General features: G+C 64.5%; 19 protein-coding genes and 1 pseudogene. 12 read left to right on the top strand and 8 right to left on the bottom strand.

The window, feature by feature from the left end:
- Positions 1–22 precede the first annotated feature (22 nt).
- Positions 23–1945 (bottom strand): PrkA family serine protein kinase, encoded by a 1923-nt coding sequence (locus ACEN9Q_RS19840; RefSeq protein ID WP_056443711.1) that lies wholly within the window; start codon positions 1943–1945, stop codon positions 23–25.
- A 658-nt stretch (positions 1946–2603) separates the two neighbouring features.
- Here ACEN9Q_RS19840 and ACEN9Q_RS19835 point away from each other — a divergent pair.
- The 5 genes from ACEN9Q_RS19835 to ACEN9Q_RS19815 all read left to right on the top strand — a co-directional run bounded on the left by ACEN9Q_RS19835 (position 2604) and on the right by ACEN9Q_RS19815 (position 8746).
- Positions 2604–3620 (top strand): adenosine deaminase, encoded by a 1017-nt coding sequence (locus ACEN9Q_RS19835; protein WP_495625757.1) that lies wholly within the window; start codon positions 2604–2606, stop codon positions 3618–3620.
- A 30-nt stretch (positions 3621–3650) separates the two neighbouring features.
- Complete coding sequence (locus ACEN9Q_RS19830) at positions 3651–6182, top strand: ABC transporter permease (protein ID WP_495625756.1); 2532 nt, start codon at positions 3651–3653, stop codon at positions 6180–6182.
- A gap of 155 nt (positions 6183–6337) precedes the next feature.
- Positions 6338–6775, top strand: a complete 438-nt coding sequence (locus ACEN9Q_RS19825; RefSeq protein ID WP_056443704.1) for a group II truncated hemoglobin — start codon at positions 6338–6340, stop codon at positions 6773–6775.
- A gap of 14 nt (positions 6776–6789) precedes the next feature.
- Positions 6790–8115 (top strand): DNA recombination protein RmuC, encoded by a 1326-nt coding sequence (locus tag ACEN9Q_RS19820; protein ID WP_495625755.1) that lies wholly within the window; start codon positions 6790–6792, stop codon positions 8113–8115.
- Between the two features lie 91 nt (positions 8116–8206).
- Positions 8207–8746, top strand: coding sequence for an REP-associated tyrosine transposase (locus tag ACEN9Q_RS19815; protein ID WP_495625754.1), 540 nt, complete (start codon positions 8207–8209; stop codon positions 8744–8746).
- A gap of 169 nt (positions 8747–8915) precedes the next feature.
- Here the strand turns inward: ACEN9Q_RS19815 and ACEN9Q_RS19810 are convergent, their stop codons facing one another.
- The 6 genes and pseudogenes from ACEN9Q_RS19810 to ACEN9Q_RS19785 form a co-directional block, all read right to left on the bottom strand.
- Positions 8916–9887 (bottom strand): IS110 family RNA-guided transposase, encoded by a 972-nt coding sequence (locus ACEN9Q_RS19810; RefSeq protein WP_495625417.1) that lies wholly within the window; start codon positions 9885–9887, stop codon positions 8916–8918.
- A gap of 339 nt (positions 9888–10226) precedes the next feature.
- Positions 10227–12101, bottom strand: coding sequence for a molybdopterin molybdotransferase MoeA (gene moeA, locus ACEN9Q_RS19805; RefSeq protein WP_495625753.1), 1875 nt, complete (start codon positions 12099–12101; stop codon positions 10227–10229).
- Positions 12102–12105: 4 nt separating this feature from the next.
- On the bottom strand, positions 12106–13224 hold the full coding sequence (gene moaA, locus ACEN9Q_RS19800; protein WP_495625752.1) for a GTP 3',8-cyclase MoaA: 1119 nt from the start codon (positions 13222–13224) through the stop codon (positions 12106–12108).
- Positions 13217–14582: pseudogene (gene chrA / locus ACEN9Q_RS19795) on the bottom strand (chromate efflux transporter). Before chrA ends, moaA begins: the two are co-directional and overlap by 8 nt.
- Positions 14583–14592: 10 nt before the next feature.
- Positions 14593–14961: a VOC family protein gene (locus ACEN9Q_RS19790; RefSeq protein WP_495625751.1), complete on the bottom strand. Its 369-nt coding sequence runs from the start codon at positions 14959–14961 to the stop codon at positions 14593–14595.
- 230 nt (positions 14962–15191) lie between these two features.
- A complete protein-coding gene (locus ACEN9Q_RS19785; protein ID WP_495625750.1) occupies positions 15192–18419 on the bottom strand; it encodes an Rne/Rng family ribonuclease in 3228 nt (1075 codons plus the stop codon).
- A gap of 897 nt (positions 18420–19316) precedes the next feature.
- Here ACEN9Q_RS19785 and ACEN9Q_RS19780 point away from each other — a divergent pair.
- The 4 genes from ACEN9Q_RS19780 (at position 19317) to ACEN9Q_RS19765 (ending at position 22526) form a co-directional block, all read left to right on the top strand.
- Positions 19317–20339, top strand: a complete 1023-nt coding sequence (locus ACEN9Q_RS19780; RefSeq protein WP_495625749.1) for an RluA family pseudouridine synthase — start codon at positions 19317–19319, stop codon at positions 20337–20339.
- Positions 20340–20441: 102 nt separating this feature from the next.
- A complete protein-coding gene (locus tag ACEN9Q_RS19775) occupies positions 20442–21101 on the top strand; it encodes an HAD-IIIA family hydrolase (protein WP_056443673.1) in 660 nt (219 codons plus the stop codon).
- Complete coding sequence (locus ACEN9Q_RS19770; RefSeq protein ID WP_056443669.1) at positions 21098–21508, top strand: Rieske (2Fe-2S) protein; 411 nt, start codon at positions 21098–21100, stop codon at positions 21506–21508. The genes ACEN9Q_RS19775 and ACEN9Q_RS19770 overlap by 4 nt, the downstream gene beginning before the upstream one ends.
- 16 nt (positions 21509–21524) lie before the next feature.
- A complete protein-coding gene (locus ACEN9Q_RS19765) occupies positions 21525–22526 on the top strand; it encodes a S49 family peptidase (protein ID WP_495625748.1) in 1002 nt (333 codons plus the stop codon).
- A 223-nt stretch (positions 22527–22749) separates the two neighbouring features.
- Here the strand turns inward: ACEN9Q_RS19765 and ACEN9Q_RS19760 are convergent, their stop codons facing one another.
- Positions 22750–23349 (bottom strand): hypothetical protein, encoded by a 600-nt coding sequence (locus ACEN9Q_RS19760; protein ID WP_495625747.1) that lies wholly within the window; start codon positions 23347–23349, stop codon positions 22750–22752.
- Positions 23350–23516: 167 nt separating this feature from the next.
- On the opposite strand from ACEN9Q_RS19760, the gene ACEN9Q_RS19755 reads away from it, so the two are divergent.
- The 3 genes from ACEN9Q_RS19755 (at position 23517) to ACEN9Q_RS19745 (ending at position 26443) form a co-directional block, all read left to right on the top strand.
- On the top strand, positions 23517–24233 hold the full coding sequence (locus ACEN9Q_RS19755) for a pseudouridine synthase (protein WP_495625746.1): 717 nt from the start codon (positions 23517–23519) through the stop codon (positions 24231–24233).
- A gap of 114 nt (positions 24234–24347) precedes the next feature.
- On the top strand, positions 24348–25469 hold the full coding sequence (locus ACEN9Q_RS19750; RefSeq protein WP_495625745.1) for a phospholipase A: 1122 nt from the start codon (positions 24348–24350) through the stop codon (positions 25467–25469).
- Positions 25470–25528: 59 nt separating this feature from the next.
- Complete coding sequence (locus ACEN9Q_RS19745; RefSeq protein WP_495625744.1) at positions 25529–26443, top strand: fumarylacetoacetate hydrolase family protein; 915 nt, start codon at positions 25529–25531, stop codon at positions 26441–26443.
- The last annotated feature ends 102 nt before the right edge of the window (positions 26444–26545 follow it).

The following is a 26545-nucleotide window of genomic DNA, read 5'->3' as shown; positions in this document are numbered from 1 at the left end:
CTCCTGGTTTTGCGATGGCCTTTTACGAGGACTTCCTGACACGCAGATACCATTCGCACAGCAAACGGACCTGCTTGGGCGTATAGCCTTTCTCGACCATACGGGCAACGAAGTCGGCGTGCTTGGTGGCATCTTCGGCACTGGCCTTCGCGTTGAACGAAATCACCGGCAGCAACTCCTCGGTATTCGAGAACATCTTCTTCTCGATCACCGAACGGAACTTCTCATAGCTGGTCCACGCAGGATTCTTGCCGCCGTTCGTCGCCCGGGCGCGCAGCGCGAAGTTGACGATTTCGTTGCGGAAATCCTTCGGGTTCGAGATGCCGGCCGGCTTCTCGATCTTCTCGAGCTCGGCGTTCAGCGTCTCGCGGTCGAAGCTTTCGCCTGTGTCCGGATCGCGGAATTCCTGGTCCTGGATCCAGAAGTCGGCAAACGTGACGTAGCGGTCGAAGATGTTCTGGCCGTACTCGGAATAGCTTTCCAGGTAGGCCGTCTGGATCTCCTTGCCGATGAAGTCGACGTAGCGGTTCGCCAGGTGTTCCTTGATGTACGACATGTAGCGCTGCTCGGTCTCGCCCGGGAACTGTTCGCGCTCGATCTGCTGCTCCAGCACGTACAGCAGGTGCACGGGGTTCGCCGCCACTTCGGTGTTGTCGAAGTTGAAGACCTTGGACAGGATCTTGAACGCGAAGCGGGTCGACAGGCCGTTCATGCCTTCGTCCACGCCGGCATAGTCGACGTATTCGTGCAGCGACTTGGCCTTCGGATCGGTGTCCTTGAGGTTTTCGCCGTCGTACACGAGCATCTTCGAATAGACGCTCGAGTTCTCCGGATCCTTCAGGCGCGACAGGATCGCGAACTGGGCCATCATGCGCAGCGTGCCCGGCGCGCAGGGCGCCTTGTCGAGCGAGGAATTGCGCAGCAGCTTGTCGTAGATCTTGACCTCGTCCGACACCCGCAGGCAGTAAGGCACCTTGACGATATAGATACGGTCGAGGAATGCCTCGTTGTTGCGGTTGTTGCGGAAGGTCTTCCACTCCGATTCGTTCGAGTGCGCCAGGATGATGCCTTCGAACGGGATCGCGCCGAAGCCCTCGGTGCCCTTGTAATTGCCTTCCTGCGTTGCCGTCAGCAGCGGGTGCAGCACTTTGATGGGCGCCTTGAACATCTCGACGAATTCCATCAGGCCCTGGTTCGCCAGGCACAGGCCGCCGGAATAGCTGTAGGCGTCCGGGTCGTCCTGCGCGTAGTCCTCGAGCTTGCGGATGTCGACCTTGCCGACCAGCGAAGAGATGTCCTGGTTGTTTTCGTCGCCCGGCTCCGTCTTCGAGATCGCGATCTGCTTGAGGATCGACGGATAGCGTTTGACGACGCGGAACTTGTTGATGTCGCCGCCGTACTCGTGCAGCCGCTTGACGGCCCACGGGCTCGGGATCGCGCGCAGGAAACGGCGCGGGATGCCGTAGTCTTCTTCAAGGATGGCGCCATCCTCTTCTTCGTTGAACAGGCCGAGCGGCGATTCGTTCACCGGCGAGCCTTTCAGCGCAAAGAACGGCACTTGCTCCATCAGGTGCTTGAGTTTTTCCGCGATGGACGATTTACCGCCGCCGACCGGCCCGAGCAGATAAAGAATCTGCTTGCGCTCTTCCAGGCCCTGGGCCGCGTGGCGGAAATAGGAAACGACCTGTTCGATCACTTCCTCCATGCCGTAGAACTCGCGGAAAGCGGGATAAACCTTGATGACCTTGTTGGCGAAGATGCGCGACAGGCGCGGGTCGAGGCGGGTGTCGACCAGGGTGGGTTCGCCGATTGCGGCCAGCATGCGCTCGGGAGCGCTGGCGTAAGTCAGGGGATCTTTTTTGCAAAGCTGAAGGTACTCAGACAGGGAGTATTCCTCTTCCCGGGTACGCTCGTAGCGGGCTGCGTAGTTATCAAAAATGGTCATGTGAATGTCCTCTAATGTGCTAACACTGAATCACTGTCCGGCGACCGATGAAGGTGGTCGCCCAAGCCCCGTTCCGGCAGATGGGACCTTGAAAAACCCGACGGTTTTTCGAGGTCCCCAAGCGTTCTTGTTGGGGTCGCCGTCTGAATTTTGGAGGTCAGAAGATCTGACACAAAACGAAGGGCGATGTTCTTTTTTTCATCCGGTTTCACCGGGACCTCGTGGAGCCCGCTGGCGTGGATCCGCGCTGGTGGCGAGGTCCCTCGCCGGATTGTTAGCGCCCGCTGAGAGCGTCTTCTTACGCTTATGAAATTTATTATCTGCCTATTAGTTCTCGAAGTCAAAACAGTGTCGCGCACTTGTGCGTGGCCTTCCTAAGTCGTTGAAACGAATAAGGAAATAACCAATTTAAATAGGATTGTGAACCAGGTCTTTACACCAATTTGGTAATATCGACATGATTTCCAAACGGGACTTTTGATCCCGGCGGCTACAATCGTGTTTATTAATTGGTAAGTAAATAGTGCACTATCTTGCTAAGCAGTGGCGCACGCGTATGGCGCAGCGATATAGCCCGAATTCTCCAGTGAAATGAGAGGCTTGCAACCATGCGCTACACTGGCGCCCGAATCCATTCCATCGATCCATCGGAGAATCCATGCTGAACGACCAGCTGCGCCACATGTTGCAGGCGATGCCGAAAGCAGAATTGCACATCCACATCGAAGGCTCGCTCGAGCCCGAGCTGATTTTTGAGCTGGCGCAAAGGAATGGCGTGTCGCTCCCGTATGCATCCGTTGAAATGTTGCGACAAGCGTACGCTTTCACCGATCTACAGTCTTTCCTGGACATTTATTACGCTGGTGCAAGTGTTCTGTTGAAAGAGCAGGATTTCTACGACATGACGATGGCGTACCTGCGCCGCGCCGCCGCCGACAACGTCCGTCATGCCGAAATCTTCTTCGATCCGCAGACCCATACGGCGCGCGGCGTACCGTTCAAGACCGTCATCGACGGCATCTGGCGCGCCTGCCAGGACGGCCCCATCAGTGCCACGCTGATCATGTGTTTCCTGCGCCACCTGTCCGAGGAAGAAGCCATTGCCACGCTGGAAGAAGCGCTGCCGTTCCGTGACAAGATCATCGGCGTGGGTCTCGATTCGTCCGAGGTCGGCCATCCGCCCGAGAAATTCGCGCGCGTGTTCGAGCGCGCCCGCAATCTCGGCCTGCACCTCGTCGCGCACGCCGGCGAGGAAGGGCCGCCGGCCTATATCGAAAGCGCGCTGGACGTGCTGAACGTCGACCGCATCGACCACGGCGTGCGCTGTCTCGAGGACCCGGTCCTGGTCGAGCGCCTGGCGCGCGAACAGGTGGCGCTGACCGTGTGTCCGCTGTCGAACCTGAAGCTGCGCGTGTTCGACGTGATGGGCGACAGCAACCTGCGCCGCCTGCTCGACGCGGGCCTCGCCGCCACCGTGAATTCGGACGACCCGGCCTATTTCGGCGGCTACGTCAACGCGAACTACCTTGCGGCGTTCGACGCGTTGCCGCTCGACGCCGGCCACGCGCGCCGGCTGGCCAGGAACAGTTTCAGCGCGGCCTTCCTCGAGCCCGAGCGCAAGCGCGCGTATCTGGCCGAAGTCGACGCGTTCTTCGCCGCGGCGCAGGCCGCATAACCCAGTAATCAGGCACGAGGACCGACGACGATGCTGATGCAATCCCTGCGCATGACCGCGCGCGACTGGCGCGCCGGCGAGTTGCGCTTCCTGCTGGTGGCGCTCGTCGTCGCGGTGGCGGCCCTGGCGGCGGTCGGCTTCTTCGTCGACCGCATGCGCGCGGGCCTGAACCGCGACGCCCGCCAGCTGCTCGGCGCCGACCTCCTCGTGAACGCCGACCAGCCGCTGCGCCAGGACTGGCGCGACGAGGCAACCCGGCGCGGCCTGCTGCTGGCCGACACGGTGACGTTTCCCAGCATGGCGCAGGCGGGACAGGGCGACGCGTCGCAGGCGCTGCTCGCCTCCGTGAAGGCCGTGTCGCCGGACTATCCGCTGCGCGGCGCCATGCGCGTCACGACGAGTCCGACCGACGCCAGCGAAGCCCTCGGCGACATCACGCACGACACGCCCGCCCCCGGCACGGTATGGGTCGACGTCAACCTGCTGCCGCCGCTGCGGGTGAAGGTCGGCTCGACGATCCAGCTGGGCGACAAGACGTTCAAAATTGCGCGCCTGATCGCATCGGAGCCCGACCGCGGCGCATCGTTCGCCAACTTCGCGCCGCGCGTGATGCTGGCGCTCGCCGACCTCAAGGCGACGGGACTCGTGGACGCCTACGCGCGCGTCACGTACCGCATGCAGGTCGCGGCGCAATCGCCGAACGACCAGGCCGCGGTCGCGGATTACGAGCGCTGGCTGCGCGCCCGGATCGCGGAGGCCAACGTGCGCGGCGTGCGCATCGAGACGCTGGAAAACGGCCGGCCCGAGATGCGCTCGACGATCGACCGCGCCGAGCGTTTCCTGTCGCTCGTCGGCCTGTTGTCGGCGATGCTGGCCGCGGTGGCCGTCGCGATGGCCGCGCGCCGCTTCATGCAGCGCCACCTGGACGCCTGCGCCATGCTGCGCTGCCTCGGCATGACGCAGAACGAGGTCGGGCTCCTGTTCCTCATCGAATTCGCCATCGTCGGCCTCGCGGGCAGCGTGCTCGGGGTGCTCGTCGGTTTCGGCGCCCACTTCGTGCTGCTCGAGATGGTCAAGAATCTCATTCCGGCCGAGTTGCCGCCCGTGTCGCTGCTGCCCGCGCTGCAGGGTGTCGCCACCGGCATGCTGCTGCTCGTGGGCTTCGCGCTGCCGCCCGTGCTCCAGCTGCGCAACGTGCCGCACAACCGCGTGATCCGGCGCGAACAGGCGGCGCCGAAGCCGCTCGCGCTGGCCACGTACGGCCTCGGCACGGCCGTCTTCGTCGGCCTGCTGCTGTGGCAGGCCGGCGACCTGCAGCTCGCGCTGCTCACTGCCGGCGGCTTCGTCGGCGCGTTCGGCCTGTTCGCGCTCGTCGGCTGGGGCGCGCTGCGCGGCCTGCGTCATCTGCGCGGCGTGTTCCGCCACCAGGCCTGGCGCTTCGCGATCACGTCGCTGCAGCGGCGGCCCGGCGCGACGGTCGTGCAGATCGTCGCGCTGTCGCTCGGCCTGATGGCGCTGCTCGTGCTGACCGTCGTGCGCGGCGATCTGATGTCCGCGTGGCGCATGGCCACGCCGCCCGATGCGCCGAACCGCTTCATCATCAATATCCAGCCCGACCAGCGCGACGGCGTCGCGCGCACGATCCGCGCTGCCGGGGTGCGCGACGTGACCTTGTATCCGATGATCCGCGGCCGCCTCGTCGCGGTGAACGGCAGCGCCGTCACGGCCGGCACGTACACGGACGAGCGCGCGAAAAGCCTCGCGGAGCGCGAGTTCAACCTCTCGAGCACGCGCGACCTGCCGGCGTCGAACGAGATCGCGGCGGGCCGCTGGTATCACGACGCGCCGGGCGTGGCCGAGGCGTCCGTCGAGCAGGGCCTCGCGCGCACGCTGCGCCTGAAGCTGGGCGACACGATGCGCTTCGACATGGGCGGCCAGATCGTCGAGGCCAGGATCACGAGCCTGCGCAAGCTGGAATGGGGATCGATGCGCGCCAACTTCTTCGTCATCATCAACCCGGCCGCGATGGAGAACGCGCCGACGACGTACATGACGGCGTTCCACCTGCCGGCGCGCGGCATCGGCCTGGCCAACGCGCTGACGCGCGCGTGGCCGAATCTCACGGTCATCGACGTCAGCGGCATCATCCGCCAGTTGCAGGAGGTACTCGACCAGGTCGTCGTCGCGGTGGAATTCCTGTTCCTGTTCACGCTCGCATCGGGTGTGCTCGTGCTGTACGCCGCGCTGATGGGATCGCAGGGCGAGCGTACGCGCGAAGCGGGCCTGCTGCGCGCGCTGGGCGCGACGCGCGGCCAGTTGGCGCAGGCGCAGCGCATCGAGTTCGTGCTGGTCGGCAGCCTGTCCGGCCTGCTGGCGGCGTCGGGCGCGGCGGCACTGGGCTGGGCGCTGGCCAGGTACCAGTTCAAGTTTCCGTGGACGTTCGATCCGCAGGTGTGGGTGGCGGGGCTGGTCGTGGGGATCGTGTGCGCGCTGGCGGGCGGCTGGTTCGGCCTGCGCAATGTGTTGCGGCAGCCGCCGCTACAAACCCTTCGTGAAGCGTGACGTCCTCCGTGGGCACGGGGTGCCCACCCTACGATGACCGGATCGCAGTAGGGTGGGCACCCTGTGCCCACCATCATCGCAAGACGTGTTGCATATCGCTGACCCGCGGCAAACCGCCTTCCCACGTGTTGCTTCCGCTGCGCTATCATGGATGGATGTCACAACCCCACGCACCCCAAGATTCCCAGGACGCGCAGGAGCAGCAGGAAGAGACCCGCACCCTGTACGAAGTCATCGGCGGCGAAACCCGCCTGCGCGAACTGGTCGACCGTTTCTACGACCTCATGCAACTGGAGCCGGATTTCGCCGGCATCCACGCGATGCACCCCGTCCCCAACGACAGTTCGCGCGACAAGCTGTTCATGTTCCTGTCCGGCTGGATGGGCGGGCCGAACCTCTTCATCGAGCGCTACGGCCATCCGATGCTGCGCGCGCGCCACCTGCCGTTCGCGATCGGCACGTCCGAGCGCGACCAGTGGCTGCGCTGCATGGCGATGGCGCTGGAAGATCTCGGCTACGACTACGATCTGCGCCTCAAGTTGATGCAATCGTTCTACCAGACGGCCGACTGGATGCGAAATCGAGCACACTGAGCGCGCGCACTGATATGTCGACCCTCGAATTCATCGTGCTCGCGCTGGCGCTGCTGGCCGTGCTCGGCCTGCAGGTCGTCCTCTTGAGCCGTGCGCGGCGCGGTGGCGACGAACGCCATGCCTTCGAACGCCTGGAGCGCGAGCTGCGCCAGGAACTGCAGACCAGCGCCCAGGCGACGCGCCAGGAACTGGCAGCGCATCTCGCGCAGAACCAGGCCGCCACCGTGCAGCAGCTGGACGGCATGCGCCAGCAGATCCAGTTGAATTCGCAGGGCGGCCGCGAAGAACAGGCGCGCGCGCTCAAGCGCTTTTCCGACACGCTGAACGGCGCGCTGGCGAACCTGACGGAGTCGAACGCACAGCGCATGCTGGAGGTGCGCGCGACGCTCGAGGCCAAGATCCGCGACCTGCAGAACGACAACGCGCAGCGCCTCGAAGAGATGCGCCAGACCGTCGACGAAAAGCTGCACGCGACGCTCGAGACACGCCTGACGGAATCGTTCCGCCAGGTGTCCGACCGCCTGGAAAAAGTGCACCAGGGCCTGGGCGAGATGCAGCAGCTGGCCGTGGGCGTGGGCGACCTGAAACGCGTGCTCGTCAACGTGAAGACGCGCGGCACGTGGGGCGAAGTGCAGCTGGAGATGCTGCTCGAGCAGGTGCTGACCGCCGACCAGTACGCCAAGAACGTCGAGACGGTGCGGGGCTCGAACGCGCGCGTGGAATTCGCGATCAAGCTGCCGGGCTCAATCGACGGCGGCCCGCCGCTGTGGCTGCCCATCGACGCCAAGTTCCCGAAAGAGCAATACGAACGCCTGCTGGAAGCGGCCGAGCAGGGCGATGCCGACGGCGTCGCGCGCTCAGGCGCGGAGCTGGAACGGGCCGTGCGCGGCGAGGCGAAGACCATCTGCGACAAATACCTCGCACCGCCGGCGACGACGGATTTCGCCATCCTGTTCCTGCCTACCGAGGGCCTGTACGCGGAAGTGATGCGCCGACCGGGCCTCGCCGACGACCTGCAGCGCACCTTGCGCGTGACGATCGCGGGGCCGTCGACGTTGGCGGCGCTGCTCAACAGCCTGCAGATGGGCTTCCGCACGCTGGCGCTGGAAAAGCGCTCGTCCGAAGTGTGGCAGGTGCTGGGCGCCGTGAAGACGGAGTTCGGCAAGTTCGGCGACGTGCTGGCGCAGACCAAGTTGACGCTGGAGCGCGCCGCCAAGAACATCGAGAATGCCGAGGTGCGCAGCCGCCAGATGGCGCGCAAGCTCAAGTCGGTGGAGGCGTTGCCGACCGAGGCGGCGCAGTTGATGTTGGGTGGGACCGCAACCGATACGGACGAATGAACGTTGCCGTTGGGTGGGCACCCCGTGCCCACGCGTACGCTTGACCGGCCTCCTGCTCGGTTGATGACCGCCGGCGTACGATCGCCGGATCATGACCTATTATCGTCGTGCCCGGACGGGCAATACATTCTTCTTCACACTCGTTTCCTTCCACCGGCGCCCTATCCTGTGTGATCCGGCGATCCGGCTGTCGTTACGGCGTGCGATCGATGATGTGCGAAAAACGCGTCCGTTCTCGATCGACGCCTGGGTATCGATGCCTGATCATCTGCACTGTATCTGGACTCTGCCCGATGGCGACTCCGATTTTTCCACGCGCTGGTCGCTGATCAAACGTTCCGTCTCGCGTTTTTCGCCGGATGCCGCGCTTAATCCAAATCTGCGTGGTGCGTCCGCACGCAAGCATCGCGAATCGACGATCTGGCAACGACGGTTTTGGGAACATCTGATCCGTGACGACGTCGATTTCGAGCGGCATCTCGACTACATCCATTACAACCCGGTGCGGCATCGATACGTTGCGCGTGCGGTCGATTGGCCGTATTCCACGATCCATCGGTATGTGCGCGAGGGCGTCTATCCGGCCGATTGGGCAGGTGGAGCGGATCCAGAGTGGGGCGATTTTGAATAGCGAACGTCGGCACGACGCAAACGTCACGCATGGGCGCGGGGTGCCCACCCTACGAGGCGAAGCGAACGTTAAAGTATGTGCGTGACGGGAGCATCCGGTTGACCGGGCAGGGGTAAATCCGGAGCGGGGCGATTTTGAATAATGTAGATACCGTCTTGTGCGTCAAGCTTCACATGGCGTAATTCGGGTCATATGGCCTGCCTGAGTGCACAACACCAAAGCACAGGTGGGCCAGCTTGCGCATGCAGGCACCGATGACGGCCATCTTGGTCTTGCCTTTGGCGAGCAAACGGTCGCTGAAGGATTTGATGTGAGGGTTCCAGCGGCGGGCCACCACGGCTGGCATGTAAAGCAGCTTGCGCAGGTGCGATGGGCCAGCCTTGGATAGGCGAGGACGTTTATGCACCGACGAACCTGAGTCCCACTGTACCGGCACCAGGCCAAGATAAGCGGCCAGTTGCTCGGCAGTGTCGAAGGTTTTAGCGGCAAACAGCGCGGTCAGGTTACTCGAGACACGCTCGCCCACGCCAGGAATCGTCTCCAGCAGATCCTGCTTGTTGCGCAAATCAGGATCGTTGTCGATATGCTCTTCGATCATCTGTTCCAGACGCTTGAGCTCAGCCTGCAAAAACCTGAGCGACTGCATGATCGACTGCTTGACCTCGTCCGGTGATACACCGAAATCGATGGCCTCCTGACGGTTTTGTTCGCGCTGCAAATCATCGGCAATAGCGTCACGGCGCGTCAGCAGGGCTTTCAGGTGACGCGCAGATTTCGACGGCGGTTGCCAAGCTACGGGTTTCAATGTCTCGCCGTAGCGCGCCAGTACGGTACTGTCGGCTTTATCGGTCTTGTTCTTGACGCCCAGTCCTTGGGCAAACTGCCGCAGCTGGGCCGGATTAGCCAGTGACAGTTTCAAGCCCGCATCGGTCAGCGCCAGCGCGGCCGGTTCGTGATACACACCGGTCGGCTCCATGATCACATGCGCATCAGGCGCTTTGTTTGTGGCCAGCCATTCAATCAGTTCTTCGAATCCAGCCTTTGTGTTGGATAACGATTTGGACTTCAACTTGCCGTTCTTAGTATCGAGCAGCATGCAGTCCAGTTTTTTCTTCGAAACGTCTACGCCAAGATAAAACATTTGATCTTCCTTGTGTTCTTGATTTTCCCTATCCACTCCACACTCGCCTTGTACATGCAGGGTCAGAGCCCTCGGATACCGTCCAGTGTTCAGTCATGGGGTGGGGAGAGGTGAAGGGCCTAATCTACTCCACAAGGTCAACGCCTTCAGGGTGGGCACAAGCTGGTCTTCACCTCAGTTAGTGGTAGCTAATCACCAACACGCTCAAGATACAAGGGTGGGCTCCCCGAGCCCACGCGAACGTCGGCATGATGCGAACGTCGACACGACGCGAACGTCGGCATGACGCAAACGTCCCGCGTGGGCACGGGGTGCCCACCCAACGAGGCGAAGCGAACGTTAAATCAGGCCTTCGAACAGCAGCACGTCCACCATGTCGCCCGCCTGCACGGTGCCTTGCTCATCATGCAGCACCACCATGCAATTCGCCTCCGACATCGACCGCAGGATGCCCGACCCCTGCGCACCCGTGATGGCGACCGTCGGCTGGCCGTCGGCGCCGCGCTCGAGCAGCCCGCGCTGGTATTCCGTGCGGCCCGGCTTCTTGCGGATCGTGCCGGCCGAGCGCGCGCGCATCAGTTCGAGCGGCGCTTCGGCGCCCATCATGCGCAGCAGCGCGTCGCGGGCGAAGAAGTAGAACGAGACCATCACCGCCACCGGATTGCCCGGCAGGCCGAACAGAAAGGCGCTCCGGCCGTTCGATGCAATGCGGCCGAAGGCCAGCGGGCGGCCCGGGCGCATGCCGATCTTCCAGAACGTGACGTCGCCCAGCCGCGCCATGATCTGCTTCGTGTAGTCGGCCGCGCCCACCGACACGCCGCCCGACGTGATGATGGCGTCGGCGTTCTCGCAGGCGTCGCGCAGGGCCTGTTCCAGCGCCTGCGGATCGTCGCGCACGACGCCCATGTCGATCAGGTCGCAGCCCAGGCGCTGCAGCATGCCGTAGATCGTGTAGCGGTTGCTGTCGTAGACGCAGCCTGCGTCGAGCGGCTGGCCGATCGAACGCAGTTCGTCGCCGGTCGAGAAGAAGGCCACGCGCAGGCGGCGCTGCACGGGCACTTCGGCCACGCCCAGCGACGCGAGCAGCCCGAGGTCGGCCGGGCGCACGATCCTGCCGCGGCGGAGGGCCGCGCTGCCGGCCTTGAGGTCTTCGCCGGCCAGGCGGCGGTTGTCGCCCGTGCGGATGGTGCCGGGGGCGATGGTCATCGTGTCGCCGTCGGCCGTGACGAATTCCTGCGGGACGACGCTGTCGCAGCCGGCGGGCATCACGGCGCCCGTCATGATGCGCACGCATTCGCCCGGTTGCGGGCTGCCGGCGAACGCGCGGCCCGCGTAGGCGGTGCCGATCACGCGCAGGCGCGCAGGCGCGCCGGCGGGCAGGTCGGCGCCGCGCAGGGCATAGCCGTCCATCGCGGAGTTGTCGTGCGACGGCACGTCGATCGGCGAGGTGATGTCGGCCGCCAGCACGCGGCCCAGCGCGGCACGCAGCGCCACCATCTCGGTCGCGCGCACGGGCGCGACGAATTCGCGGATGATGCGCTGGGCGTCGCGCACGGGCAGGGCGTCCGGATCGTAGGCCGACAGGCAGCTGACGACGTCCGCCAGCCGCGGGACGGCGGACGGCGCAACGTCCAGCTGGCGCAGCTCGTCCAGCGTGTTGATGTTGCGGAAGGCGTCGGCATCGTCGAACAGCACTTCCACCACCTTGATCCGCGGGTACCAGCCGTCCATGCGCCGTCCGCCGCCGTCCAGGTAGGCCGACAGTACCGGTTCCAGGCTCGCCTTGAGCAGGCAGAACACGGGGTGCACCTGGCGCCGGCCGTTTTCCTCGGTGACGGCGACGGCGAGGTCGGCGTCGTTCGCGCGCAGGCCGTCCTCCAGGCGTGCGCCCAGGTCCGCGGGCAGGAACGGCGAGTCGCATGGCGCCGTGAGCAGGTAAGTGGTCGCGCAGCGGCGCAGCCCCGCCTGCAGGCCGGCCAGCGGGCCCGCGTAGTCGGGCGTGTCGTCCGGCCAGACGGGCACGCCGTAGCCGGCGTACGCGTCCTGGTTGCGGTTGGCGTTGATGGCGACGGTTGCGACCTGGGGCGCGAGGCGCGCCAGCACGTGTGCCGCCATCGTCGTGCCGCCGAAGGGCTGCAGTCCCTTGTCGACGTGGCCCATGCGCGTGCCGCGGCCGCCGGCGAGAATCAGGCCGCTGATGGATTCCTTGTTCATGTTGTTATCCGCCGATGTAGGACATTTCGATTTTTTGTGCGCTCTCCGCCCGCGGGGACAGGCCCGCCGTGTTGACGGTGCGGGTCTCGGAATAGCGGTCGTCGCGCGCGCGCCAGAGCCGGGCGATGGCGGTTTGCATCTCCAGGTCCGTGCGTCCGCCGCGCAGCAGCTCGCGCAGGTCGTGGCCGTGCGTCGCGAACAGGCAGGTGTACAGCTTGCCCTCGGTCGACAGGCGGATGCGCGAGCAGTCGTGGCAAAAGGCTTGCGTCACGCTGGAGATCATGCCGACTTCGCCGCCGCCGTCCACGTAGCGCCAGCGTGCCGCCGTTTCCCCGGCGTAGTTGGCGCCGACGGGTTCGAGCGGCATCTCGGCCGCGATGCGGCGCACGACTTCACTCGACGGGACGACTTCCGCCATGTTCCAGCCGTTCGACGCACCCACGTCCATGTATTCGATGAAGCGCAGGATCGCAGGCGTGCCCTTGAAGTGGCGCGCCATCGGCAGGATCTGGTCGTCGTTCATGCCGCCCTTGACGACCATGTTGACCTTGATGGGTCCGAGGCCGGCGGCATGGGCGGCATTGATGCCGTCCAGGACGTCGGACACGGCGAAGTCGACGTCGTTCATGCGCTTGAACACGGCGTCGTCGATGGCGTCGAGCGAGACCGTCACGCGGTCCAGGCCCGCATCCTTCAGCGTCTGCGCCTTGCGCGCGAGCAGCGAGCCGTTCGTCGTCAGCGTCAGGTCGAGCGGGCGGCCGGACGGCGTCTCGATGGCGCGCAGCTGTTCGACCAGGCGCTCCAGGTTCTTGCGCAGCAGCGGTTCGCCGCCCGTCAGGCGGATCTTTTCGACGCCGTGGGCGACGAACAGCCGCGCCACCCGCGCGATTTCCTCGAAGTTCAGCAGGGCGGCGTGGGGCAGGTACGCGTAGTCCTTGTCGAAGACTTCCTTCGGCATGCAGTACACGCAGCGGAAATTGCAGCGGTCGGTGACCGAGATGCGCAGGTCGTGCAGGGGGCGCCCGAGGGCGTCGGCGAGCAGGCCGTTCGGTGTCTCCAGCGTGTCGGGGACGGCCAGCGCGGGCGCGCGCGCATCGGCCATCATGATGATTTTTTCAGCCATGCCAGTAAGATAGCAGAAGGCCGGCCACGGCGCAGGCAAGGATGGTCTTGATGGTCCCCGTTCTGTAGCGCAATAACGCCACTGCGGCGGCGGCGCCGATGGCGATCGCATCCCAGCGCGGCGCGCCGTGCGCGACGAAGACGTGGGCGCCGAAGAACACGGCCAGGCTCGCGATGACGCCGACGACGGCCGCCGAGATCGCGGTGAGCGGCGCCGTCAGCCGCACGTCCCCGCGCGTGGACTCGACGAGCGGCCCGCCCGCCAGGATGAACACGAACGACGGCAGGAACGTGAAGAAGGTCACCACGCCGGCCGCCGCCGCGCCGGCCAGGAAGCGCGCGCCCGGACCGAACAGCGCATGGCTCCAGCCGCCGACGAAGCCGACGAAGGCGACGATCATGATCAAGGGGCCGGGCGTCGTTTCGCCCAGCGCGAGGCCGTCGATCATCTGGCCGGCGTCGAGCCAGTGATACTGCTCCACGGCGTGCTGCACGACATACGGCAACACGGCGTAGGCGCCGCCGAACGTCATCAGGGCCATCCGGCCGAAGAAGGCGCCCATGCGCGGCAGTTCGCCGTTGGGACCGAAGACGAGCGCCAGCGCGCTCCAGCCGGCGAGGCCGATGGCGCAACCGGCCGCGCCGACCGTCGCGAGGCGGCGCCAGCTGAAGCGTGCGTGGGCCGGCGTCGGGGTCGTGTCGTCGATCAGCGCCGGCGGGTGCGGGGTGCCGTCAGGCGCGGTCGCGTGCGCGCTGCCCAGGTCGAACAACGCGGGCCGCACGCGGCCGCCGGCGAGCCCGACCGCCGCCGCGCCCAGCACGATCAGCGGAAACGGCACGCCGAGGACATCGATGGCGATGAAGGCGGCCAGCGCGACGCCGACCAGCAATCCGTTGCGCAGCGTGCGGCTGCCGATGCGCCAGGCCGCCGCCAGCACGATGGCGACGACGGCCGGCTTGATGCCGTCCATGATGCCGGCGATGGCGGGCAAGTGGCCCCACGCCATGTAGATCCACGACAGCGCGATCAGCACCAGCAGGCTGCCGCCGCGGCGGCAGCGCCAGCACGAACAGCACGCCGGCCGCGATCCCGCCCGGCACGCGGTGCAGCAGCCAGCCGATGTAGATCGCGAGTTGCGTCGCTTCCGGCCCCGGCAGCAGCATGCAGTAGTTCAGCGCGTGCAGGAAACGCCGCTCGGAAATCCAGCGCCGGCGCTCGACCAGTTCGGCGTGCATCATGGCGATCTGCCCGGCCGGGCCGCCGAAGCTGATGAACCCCAGTTTGAGCCAAAAGCGGAGGGCGGTGCGGAAGGGAAGGGCGGACAAGGTGGATGGGCAAGCGTTGATCGGGTTGCCCATCTTACACGCATCAAACGGATGAGCGATGGCTCACTTCGACGAGGATGCCGCCCGGTGCCTGCACATAGAACAGCGTCGCGCCGCGCTGGAACGAGACGGGCGGCAGGCCGGACACGCCCGCTGCCTGCAGCCGCACGTGGGCGGCGTGCACGGCCGCTTCGGATTCGACGAGGAAGCCGATGTGGAACGTGTCCGGGAAGTCCTGGACGCCTTCGGCGCGGCGCCGGGTGAGGACGAGCGCGAACCCGCCGCTGCCTTGCAGCAGGGCGAAGCCGTTGTTGCCGCGCGTTTCGCACAGGCGGAAGCCGAAATGCGTCGTGAAGAAGGCGGCGGTGGCCGCGACGTCGGGGACGGGAAGGTCGAGATGGTTGAGTTGCATGGCATGCTCCGATGAGTGGGCCCGGGCGAACGAACCCGTTGGGCGCAAGGGCGCCGGACGGTTCGTCGCGGGTACTCATGCGCGTACGCACGGAACAGAGCTTCGCGGCAAAGCTGGCGCGAAGGGATCGGGCTTACCAAAACCGATCCTGCCTTTTTCGACGCCGTGATCTTAGCAAAAAAAAAGGAAGCCGAAGCTTCCTTTTTTACGTCAAGGCCGTGTCGCGCTGCTTATTGACGCGTATCGACCTGGATCAGCGGCTCGTTGACCGGCGGCGGGGCCGATTTGCGCGTGCGGCGCGGACGTGCCTGCGGTTCCGCCTGCGCGGCCGCTTCCTGGGCGGCGCGCAGCTTTTCGGGATCCGTCGAGGCCAGCGTCAGGCCGGCTTGTTCCAGCAGCTCGTTGAGGTCGGCCGCCGGGGCCGGCGTCGCCGCGACCGGCGCTTGCGCAACGGCAGGCTGCACGGTCTCGACCGGAGCGGGCGCCGGAGCGGGTGCCGGAGCCGGAGCCGGAGCCGGAGCGGGTGCCGGCGCAGCTGCCGCAACCGGTTCCTCGGCCGGCTGTGCGGCGGCATCGAGCTCAGCCTTGCGGACGACGGCGGCGGTGACCGACTCGGTGGTCGGGAACGGCCACGGCGTCTGGACGGCCGCGCTGGCTTCGACGGCGGGTTCGGCGTGCACGGTCGTCTCGACCGGCGCCGCTTCGGCAGCTGCCGCCGCGGCGGCGGCCTGCTCGGCCTTCGCCTTCTCGGCGTGCACACGGGCAGCTTCGGCCTGCTCGGCCGCAGCGTGCTCGGCGGCGGCTTTCACGGCCGCGGCCTTGACCGATTCCGTGGTCGGGAACGGCCACGGGCCCAGTGCGACGGCCTTGGCCGGCTTGGTCGTCTTCGCGGCCTTGGCTTCGGCCTGGACCTTGGCGGCTTCCTCGTCGGCCACCGGCGTGAAGGCTGGAGCGGCCTCGCCTTCGACGGCGTCGTGTTCGGCGCCTTCGATCTGGTCGCGGTCGCGACGGTTACGGTTGCGGCCACCACGACGGCGACGGCGGCGCGGTTCGTCGCCTTGTGCGTCGGTATCGAGTTCGTCGCTGTCAGGGCCGCCGGTCGCCACCGCGGCGGTCGCCACCGCGCCGGTCGCCACCGCGGCTGTCGCCGCCGGGGTGGTCGCCACCGGCTTGAGCGCTTCGGGGATCTCCGGCTCGCCGGCCAGCGTGATCGCCGCCTGGGCCGCCACGGCCTGGGCCGCGTTCAGCTCTTCGCTCTTCGCCTCGGCGACCGGGACGCGCTCGGCACGTTCGGTACGCTCACCACCCTCGCGCGGCGGGCGCGGCTGGCGCGGTGCCCGTTCCGGGCGCTCGCCGCGCTCCGGACGTTCGCCACGTTCCGCACGCTCGGCGCGCGGGGCTTGCGGCTGGCCGTCCGCCGTGGCGGCGGCCTGTTCGCGCGGCTCGCGGGCTTCGCGCGGTTGACGCGGCTGGCGCGGCGGACGTGCCGGCTTGCCTTCGGCCTCGACCGGCTTGGCGCCTTCCTCGGCGCCAGCGGATTTCAGCTCGCGGTCTTCGCGTTCGGGGCGGCTTTTGCCGGTGCCGGTGCCGTTGCGGCCGCCGCGGGCGCGCTGGCCACGGCCATTGCGGTCGCCGCGTTCGCCGGCGGCCGGGGCCGCTTCAGCGGGCTTGGCCGGGGCTGCCGGAGCGGGCGGCGGTGCGATCGGGGCCGGACGTCCGAAGAAGAAATTGCGCAGTTTGGCAAAGAAACCGTCATCCGCGGCCGGTGCGGCCGGAACAGCGGCGGCCGGAGCAGGGGCGGGCGCCGGCGCTTCGACCGGCTTGGCCGGCTGGCGCTCGACCAGCGGTGCCGGCTGGGCCGGGGTGATGGTCTTGACGACGGCTTCCTGGCGCGGCTTGGCTTCTTCCTTCTGGCGCTTGGCGAAGGCCATGTCCGTGTCGGCCGATTCGGCCATCGTGTAACTGGCGGCGTCGTCGTCCAGGCGCGGATCGTCGTGCTTGATGCGCTCGAGCTTGTAGTGCGGGGTTTCCAGGTGCTTGTTCGGGACCAGGATGACCGTGATGCGGTGGCGCGTCTCGATCTTGAGCACTTCGCCGCGCTTTTCGTTCAGCAGGAAGGCGGCGACGTCGACCGGGACCTGGACGTGGATTGCGGCCGAGTTCTCCTTCATCGCCTCTTCCTGGATGATGCGCAGGACTTGCAGTGCCGAGGATTCCGTATCGCGGATGTGGCCGGTGCCCGAGCAGCGCGGGCACGTCACGTGCGAACCTTCCGACAGCGATGGACGCAGCCGCTGGCGCGACAGTTCCATCAGGCCGAAGCGCGAGATCTTGCCCATCTGGACGCGTGCACGGTCATGGTGCAGGGCATCCTTCAGGCGCTGTTCCACTTCGCGCTGGTTCTTGGCGACTTCCATATCGATGAAGTCGATGACGATCAGGCCGCCCAGGTCGCGCAGGCGCAACTGGCGGGCCACTTCGTCGGCCGCTTCGCAGTTGGTGTTGAAGGCGGTGGTCTCGATGTCCGAACCGCGCGTCGCGCGCGCCGAGTTGACGTCGATGGAGACGAGGGCTTCCGTGTGGTCGATCACGATCGCGCCGCCCGACGGCAGCGGGACGGTACGCGAATACGCGGTCTCGATCTGGTGTTCGATCTGGAAACGGGAGAACAGCGGCACGTCGTCCGTGTAGCGCTTCACGCGGTGCGCCATGTCGGGCATCACGTGGCTCATGAACTGCTGGGCCTGGTCGAAGATCTCGTCGGTGTCGATCAGGACTTCGCCGATGTCAGGCTGGAAATAGTCGCGGATGGCGCGGATGACCAGCGAGGACTCTTGATAGATCAGGAACGGACCCGGCGCCGACTTGCCGGCGCCTTCGATCGCGCGCCACAGCTGCATCAGGTAGTTCAGGTCCCACTGGAGTTCTTCCACATTGCGGCCGATGCCGGCCGTGCGGGCGATGACGGACATGCCCTGCGGCAAGTCCAGCTTGTCCATCGTCTCGCGCAGTTCCTGGCGCTCTTCGCCCTCGACGCGGCGCGACACGCCGCCGCCGCGCGGATTGTTCGGCATCAGGACCAGGTAGCGGCCGGCCAGCGAAATGAACGAGGTCAGGGCCGCGCCCTTGTTGCCGCGCTCTTCCTTTTCCACCTGGACCATGATTTCCTGGCCTTCGCGCAGGGCTTCCTTGATGGTGCAATTCCGGACGTCGACGCCGTCGCGGAAATAGGTGCGCGCAACTTCTTTAAAGGGGAGGAAACCGTGGCGCTCTTCGCCGTAGCTGACGAAGCAGGCCTCGAGGGAGGGTTCGATGCGGGTGATGACGCCTTTGTAGATATTCGATTTTCGCTGCTCACGGCCGGCGGTCTCGATATCGATGTCGATCAGTTTCTGGCCGTCGACAATCGCTACGCGCAGCTCCTCTTGCTGCGTAGCGTTAAACAACATACGTTTCATTTTTATAAACTCCGCGACCCTTGGGCCGTTTCATGCCGTCTTGTACAGAGGTACAGGGCGGCGCAAGTACAGGGATGTACGCGGGAAGGGAGTGTTGGCGGTGGTATGCCCGAGGTGTGGCACGGCATTGCCGGCCACAGGGCGCAGTGGCGTCGAACGTAATTGCCGCGCGCACGACGTCTTGCTCGGCCCGGGCGGCCCGATCGGGGCGGCGCAGGGGCAGGCAAGCGGTGCGACGCAGCCAGACTTTCAGTCGGCATGCATACCCAGTTGCGAATCAGGCGAATATCAGCCTTGATCCCAAGCCGGGCCTGCTGCCTGTGGAACCCTGGAACAGCCGGGCAATGCGATGCTGCCGGGGTGCGCGATCCGGACCTTGAAGATTGCGATGCGCACTGCGCACCCGCATGACCTTCCCGGATCACTGTCTCCAACAACACTGCTACCGCTCACGACGGTTTCGAGGTTCTAACTTCGGGTCGGGCGAAACGGCAAGCGTTATCGACACCATCACCCGGCGAGCCGACCCTGGGGCCAGCTTGCCGGTACTTATCCTTACAATTCCAAACAATCCAATCCTGCATCCTGTGCGGCTACCCGGCTGCAACTGCGGTGCAACCCAGGTTCGCACAGGAATGTGCGTACACGTCTAGAAATCCCGAGAAATCCGCCGCTGCGCGTTCGCATTGTCGCTGCGATGCCGCGACCGCTGCCGCTTGCGACGATTCTTTGGGATTCCGTTTTTTTCCATCGAATTTGCATTTTGGCGGGGCCGATGGAGACGCCCCTGTGTAAAATATCGTTTTAATTCTTACACCAGCAGAGGTTTGACCGCCGCCTGTCGATTATATATTCAAAATGAAGGACTTAGAGAGAATTTCTGGGAAGACAGAGCGAATGACCTTGCAAAACGATGTTGTTCCCCCTTCATCACAGACAGATAGCCGCCCCGCTGCTACCGCCCAGTTTGTCACAATTACCGAGGAAGAAGCAGGTCAGCGCATCGATAATTATCTGCTGCGCGTCTGCAAGGGTGTCCCGAAAAGCCACATTTACCGCATCCTTCGCTCCGGCGAAGTGCGCGTGAACAAAGGTCGTATCGATCAGTTGTACCGTCTGGCGACGGGCGACATCGTCCGCATCCCGCCCGTGCGCATGGCCGAGAAGCCTCCTGGCGCCGCCCCCGTTCCCGGGGCCGAGTTCCGCATCGTCCACGAAGACACCCACCTGCTCGTGATCGACAAGCCGTCCGGCGTGGCCGTGCACGGCGGCTCGGGCGTGTCGTACGGTGTCATCGAACAATTGCGCGCATCCCGGCCGGATGCGAAATTCCTGGAACTGGTGCACCGCCTGGACCGCGAAACGTCCGGACTACTGTTGCTCGCAAAGAAACGTTCCGCGCTGACCAGCTTGCACGAGCAAATGCGCGACGGCAAGACCGACAAGCGCTACCTGACCATGGTCGCAGGCGACTGGCGTAATCCGCGCCAGCACGTCAAGCTGCCGCTGCATAAATACACGACGCCGGACGGCGAGCGCCGCGTCGTCGTGCAGGCCGGCGGCCAGGAATCGCATACCGTGTTCAATTTGCTGCGCAAGTGGCCGGACTACGCGTTGCTCGAGGCGGAACTCAAGACGGGGCGCACGCACCAGATCCGCGTGCACCTGGCGTCCTCCGGCTTTCCGATCCTCGGTGACGAGAAATACGGCGATTTTGCACTCAACAAGCAGCTTCAGAAGGCAACCGACACGCGCGGCGCATTGCGCCGGATGTTCCTGCATGCATACCAGATCACGTTCCAGCATCCGGATACGGGCAAGCCGATGACCTTGAAGGCCCCGTTGCCGGCGGAATGCGACCGTTTCTTGGTAAGCTTGGGGCCAGCGCAGGAAGCCAAAGCGCGCATCACCAATCGATAACGCGCCAACCGGGAACCCGGTCCCGCCAGCGGCAGATCCTGCCGGCGGGCCTGGGTTCTTGCAGGCGGAAATGAGGAGCCGGCGCCACGAGCGCCGCAAGACATGGCAAGAAAGCAATTCGATCTGATTGTCTTCGACTGGGACGGAACGCTGATGGACAGCACCGCCACCATCGTCAAATGTATACAGTCCGCCGCCAAGGACCTGGGCCTGGCGGTACCGAGCGACGCCGCGGCTTCGCACGTGATCGGCCTCGGCCTGGGCGAAGCCATGCAAGCCGTCATGCCGGACATCGATCCGGCCATGCACCCGCGCATGATCGAGCGCTATCGCTACCACTTCCTGACGAAGGACCATGAACTGGTCCTGTTCAAGGGGGTGCGGACGATGCTCGACGAACTGTCTCAAGAGGGCTATTTCCTGGCGGTTGCGACGGGCAAAAGCCGGGTCGGCCTGAACCGCGCCCTGAATGCGGCTGGCCTGCTTTCCGTGTTCGATGCGACCCGTTGCGCGGACGAGACATTTTCCAAACCGCACCCCGCAATGTTGCAAGAATTGACAAGGGAACTCGGCCAGGACATGCGGCGTACCGTTATGATCGGCGACACGACGCATGACTTGCTTATGGCAAACAATGCCGGCGCCTCCGGCATTGCCGTCGAATACGGCGCCCATCCGGTCCAGCAATTGCAGGCATGTCATCCCGTCTTTACGGCAAAGAACGTGCCCGAGCTGCATCAGTGGCTGGTCGAGAACGCATGAGCGATACCGAAGACGTCTATATTTGCGAATCGGCCACCGTCGAGGATGGCGGCGAGGGCATCCGTTTTCCGGTGCGCGCATTTGGCGAGGACGCGACAGGTTTCGTCGTGCGCTTTCGGGGCAGGGTCTACGCATACCTGAACCGCTGCGCCCATGTACCCATCGAACTCGACTGGTCGAAAGGCGAGTTTTTCGAGTCGAGCAAGCTTTACCTCATGTGCTCGACGCACGGTGCCATCTACGCACCCGAAAGCGGCGCTTGCGCGGGTGGACCATGCCGCGGCGGCAAGTTGCGGCCGATCGTCGTGCGCGAGGCCGACGACCGCGTCTACTGGCAGCCGGACCAGCACATCCGCCCACCGGCGCCAGGGCAGATAAACGGCGTGACCGACAGCCAAACGGGGTAACCATCACCAGGCATTTATGAGCGACAACATCAGGAACGACAATCCGAGCGACAACCGAGCGGCCGCTCCGGCGACCTTCAACAATTGGGAACGCGAGACCCTGGAGCGGCTCGTGTTCGCCACCGTGCGCGAACAGCGTGCCGCCCGCCGCTGGGGCATCTTCTTTAAACTGTCCTTTCTCTTGCTGGCATTTTTCGCGATCTGGGCCTATTTCGATTTCAACTTCGGCAGTTCGGACATCGAGGCACTGGGCCGCCACACGGCGTTGATCGAGATCGACGGCGCCATCGACGACGAGGGCAGCGGCGCGGCCGACACGGTGATCCCGTCACTGAACAAGGCATTTTCCGATCCGGGTTCGGCGGCCGTCGTGCTGCGTATCAACAGCCCGGGCGGCAGCCCGGTGCAGGCCGGCATCATCGTCGATGAAATCCAGCGTCTGAAGAAGGGCTATCCGAACAAGCCTCTGTACGTGGTCGTGGACGAGATCTGCGCATCGGGCGGCTATTACATCGCAGCCGCAGCCGACAAGATTTATGTCAATAAGGCCAGCATCGTCGGGTCCGTCGGCGTCCTGATGGATGGTTTCGGCTTCACGGGCCTGATGGACAAGCTCGGCATCGAGCGCCGCCTGTTGACGGCCGGCGAGAACAAGGGCTTCCTCGATCCGTTCAGCCCGCAGTCCGACAAGCAGAAGCAGCATGCACTCGAGATGCTTAACGAGATCCACGAGCAATTCATTGCCGTCGTGCGTGCCGGCCGCGGCAAGCGCCTCAAGGAGACCCCGGACATCTTTTCCGGTCTCTACTGGACCGGCGCAAAGGCGGTCGAGATGGGCCTGGCGGATGGTTTCGGTACGGTCGACACGGTCGCGCGCGACGTCGTGAAGGCGGAAGACATCATCGATTACACGGCACACGAAGGTTTGCCGGAACGGGTGTTGAAGAAATTTGGCGCGTCGGTGGGCGCTGGTGCGGTGCACTCGATCTACCGGGGGCCCGTGCCCAGCTTGCGCTGAGCACGAGCGTCGAACAAGGCCCAGTCTCAATATTTGGCTTGAAACTTACGGGCCGTAGTCTATAGTTGGTGTGTAGCTGTTTCGGCGCGAACGACAAGGAAACCAGCCTGTTCCTGTCGTTGTCGGAACCGCTTCAGACCCGCATCCGTGCGGTTTCGAGAGAATTCAATTCCTCAAGCTGGAGTCCCAATCGGGAAGGAAACGACGGCATACGCCGTCGTTTTCATTTTTGGGTGCCGCCGGATCCAGTTGAAAACGATTGCATGTCAGGGCGCGAAGGCGGCGTCATGCCGGGCGTGTCCTGACGGTGATGCGTGTCGTCGCCTTCGAGTGCCGGGCCGTTCGTATCCGGGGCGGCATGCCGAGCGGGCGACGTGGATGGAAAGTCGCCGGACGATGTGTCCGACGGCCGCGAGGCCGAACGCGGACCGCCATGCACGACGAACTTCCTGCTGAGCACGGTGTTCTTGTTGGCTTCCTGCGGCGTGTCGGCGATAACGCTATCAAGCGAACCCGGTTCGGGCTCATGAAAGCCACCGGCCTCGAGCCACGCCTGGAAGCGGCGTTGTGCCTGCTCATACCAAGCGGCGCGCATCGGTAGCTGGTGTTCGAAACAATGTACATGCGGGATGTCGCCACCGCGCGTCCAGCGCGCCAGCGCAAGCCGGGTTGGGAAAGTTGCGGCATATTCCTGGGCCACCTTCGTTCCGCTGCTTTTGGCTGCAAACGAAGACGGGGTGCTGTGGTTCTGCTTTTTTTCGATCTGCACTTTTGCCTCGTGGTTGGGGGTTTTCGATCTGATGTGCCAGATGGTGCGGCCCACCTTTAGTCCTACACTCAGTAACTGTAGGTCGATTCCTAATCAGGTTTCAGTGTATCAACGGGACACAGTCAATTCTTGAGATGTGTCAAACGAGTTCTTGCTTCGAGTTGAAACGCTGAGATTACTGAACTTTGACGCTTGCAATCCTTCTGCTACAGTCTCGCCCCATGAGTAAATTATCCCTCGACCGCGTTCTCCAATCGCAAGGCTTTGGTACGCGCAAGTATTGCCGGGCCTTGATTGAGGACGGCGACGTCACGATCAACGGCGACGTCTACGACAACTACAAGACCCTGGTGGAAACGGATGGCCTCGTCCTGACCGTCTTCGACGAGGAGTGGACGTATCGCGAGCACGTCTATATTGCCTTGTACAAACCGTCCGACTTCGAGTGTTCGCGCAAGCCCAGCCACCATCCCGGCGTCCTGACCTTGTTGCCGGAACAGTTTACCTGGCGCGACGTCCAGCCCGTCGGCCGGCTCGATCACGACACGACAGGCCTCTTGCTGATGTCGGATGACGGTCCGTTCATTCATGCGCAGTCTTCACCGAAGCGCCATATTCCCAAGGTTTACCAGGCCACGACCCAGGAACCTGTTACTCAGGCGCTTGTCGATCAGCTGTTGTCGGGAGTGCAATTACACGACGAGCCGGCGCCGCTGGCCGCCCAGTCGTGCGTGCAGCGGGGCGATCATCAGCTGGAGATTGTGCTAGAGCAGGGGAAATATCACCAGGTCAAGCGCATGCTGGCGGCGACCGGCAACCATTGCGCCGCCTTGCATCGTTCGCAGGTCGGTGGCTTGACGCTCGAGGCGCTCGGGTTGCAGGAGGGAGAGTGGTGTTATCTGGAGCAGGCGCAGTTGGCGCTGCTGGTGCCGGGCTGATATTAAAAACACACGACAGTGCGCTGTCGTGCGACATGTATAGGAGATTTCCGAGACACTCGTCATTCGAATCTTGTCAATATTTTATTGACTTGGATCAGTTTAATATCAACGATGACGATGCTCGCAACAAATCTCCGTTTCCTGCCACTGGTTCTTTTTCTTGCGTTTAGTCCAGCAATCGCCCAGCAGCCCGATCCGGGCCTGGCCGGATGTGCGCGCATTGCCGATACCGGAAAGCGCCTCGGCTGTTATGACGCGTTGGCGGGGCGGCCCCCGACGCCTGCGTCGAATGCGCCTGCGTCGAATACGCCTGTCGTCGTGCCTGCGACAGTCCGGCCTGCCCCAGCGTCCGCCCCGGCTGTCGCTGTTGCCGCTGCACCAACCGCCGCCGACACGCCACCGGTGCCCGCCGCAGTTGACGCATCACCCGAGACGATGCGGGATTTCAGCCTCGCCGATCATTGGGAGCTGGACCAGGAACACAAGCGTGGCGTCTTCAATTTCCGTCCGCACCAGGTGAATTACCTGATGCTGACCCGCACGGCGCATCCCAACAACGAGCCCTACCGGCCGTTCCGTCGTCTCGACGTCCTGACGAGCGACCTCGCGCATTCGGAACTCGTGTTCCAGCTGGGATTCAAGATGAAGCTCGTCGAAAACGCCTTCGACAAGCCCATCGATTTGTGGTTCGGCTATACCCAGAACAGCTTTTGGCAAGCCGGCAATCACGAGGCGTCCAGCCCGTTCCGCGAGACGAACTATCAGCCCGAGCTGATGGCCGTCACTCCACTGCATTTCAGTGTACTGGGAATGAACGCGCGCTTTCTTAATCTCGGTCTGGTGCACCAATCGAACGGTCAGGCCTCGACGTTGTCGCGCAGCTGGAATCGAGTCTATGCGCAGGTCGGGCTCGAGCGGGCCGGGTGGACCGTGGTCGGACGCGTGTGGAAACGCGTCAACGAAGCGGCCGCCAACGACGACAACCGCGACATCGTCGATTACTTGGGGCGTGGCGACGTCGTCGTCACCTATCGCAGCAATGGCAACGATTACTCGGCCCTGTTGCGGCGCAATTTCTCGACCGACCGCGGTGCCGTCCAGCTCAGTTGGGCGTTTCCGCTGGCCGGACACATCAAGGGCTACACCCATCTGTTCTCGGGCTACGGGCAAAGCCTGATCGACTACAACTATTACCAGAACACGTTAGGGGTCGGCCTGCTCGGCACATTCTGAATCGGGACGGGATGCCCGCACTGCACTACAATAGCGGCCCGATCCCGAGCGTTCCCGCCATGAAACTCGCCACCCTCAACGACGGCACGCGCGACGGCCAGCTGGCCGTCGTCGCGCGCGACCTCAAGACCGCCCACATCGCGGACGGCATCGCGCCCACCCTGCAGGCGGCGCTGGACGACTGGCATTTCATCGCGCCGCAACTGGCCGCGCTGTATGCGGACCTGAACGCGGGCCGTGCCCGCCGTCCATTCGATTTCGAGCCTGGCCGCTGCATGGCGCCGTTGCCGCGTGCCTGCCAGCTGGCCGTCAGCGCGGCTTATGGCGATCAGGTCGACGACGGGCCACGGATGGTCCAGTGCGCCAGCGACGATCTGCTCGGTCCGACCGACGATATCGTGGTGGCCCACGAGGAATGGGGCATCGATTTCGGCGCGGGCGTGGCGGCGGTGACGGGCGATGTCGCCATGGGTGCCACGCCGGACGACGCCCATCAGCAGATCCGCCTGGTAATGCTGGCCAACGAGGTGTCGCTGCGTAACCTCGGATTGCCGCAATCCCGGCCGGCGACCGGTTTTTCGCCCGTCGCCGTGACGCCGGACGAGTTGGGTGACGCCTGGCGCGACGCCAAGGTGCACCTGCCGCTGCGCGCGAGCTGGAACGGACATCTGGTCGGTCAGCCGGACGCCGGCGCGGACATGGCATTCAATTTTGCGCAGCTGATCGCGCATCTGGCAAAAACGCGCAACGTGCGGGCCGGCAGTATCGTCGGGTCGGGCGTCGTGACGAACCCGGACCCGTCGCGAGGGTATGCGTCCATCGCGGAGCAACGCAGCCGGGAAATGGCTGAGCACGGGCAAGCCGTGACCCAGTTCATGCGTTTCGGGGATATGGTCCGGATCGAGATGCTGGATGAGAAGGGCAGGTCAGTGTTCGGGGCGATCGAACAGAAGGTTGTGAGGTTGGAGCGGTGAACCGACGCCGTGCGCCGAGCGGGTTTGCCTCATGTGACGGGGGACGTTTGGCGGGTGAAACGGGGTTGCCTCGATGCGAATCCGGATCGTATTTATTGTGTT

The organism is Massilia sp. Masssp93 (assembly GCF_059491295.1).
This window is presented reverse-complemented; position numbering and strand designations above follow the sequence as displayed.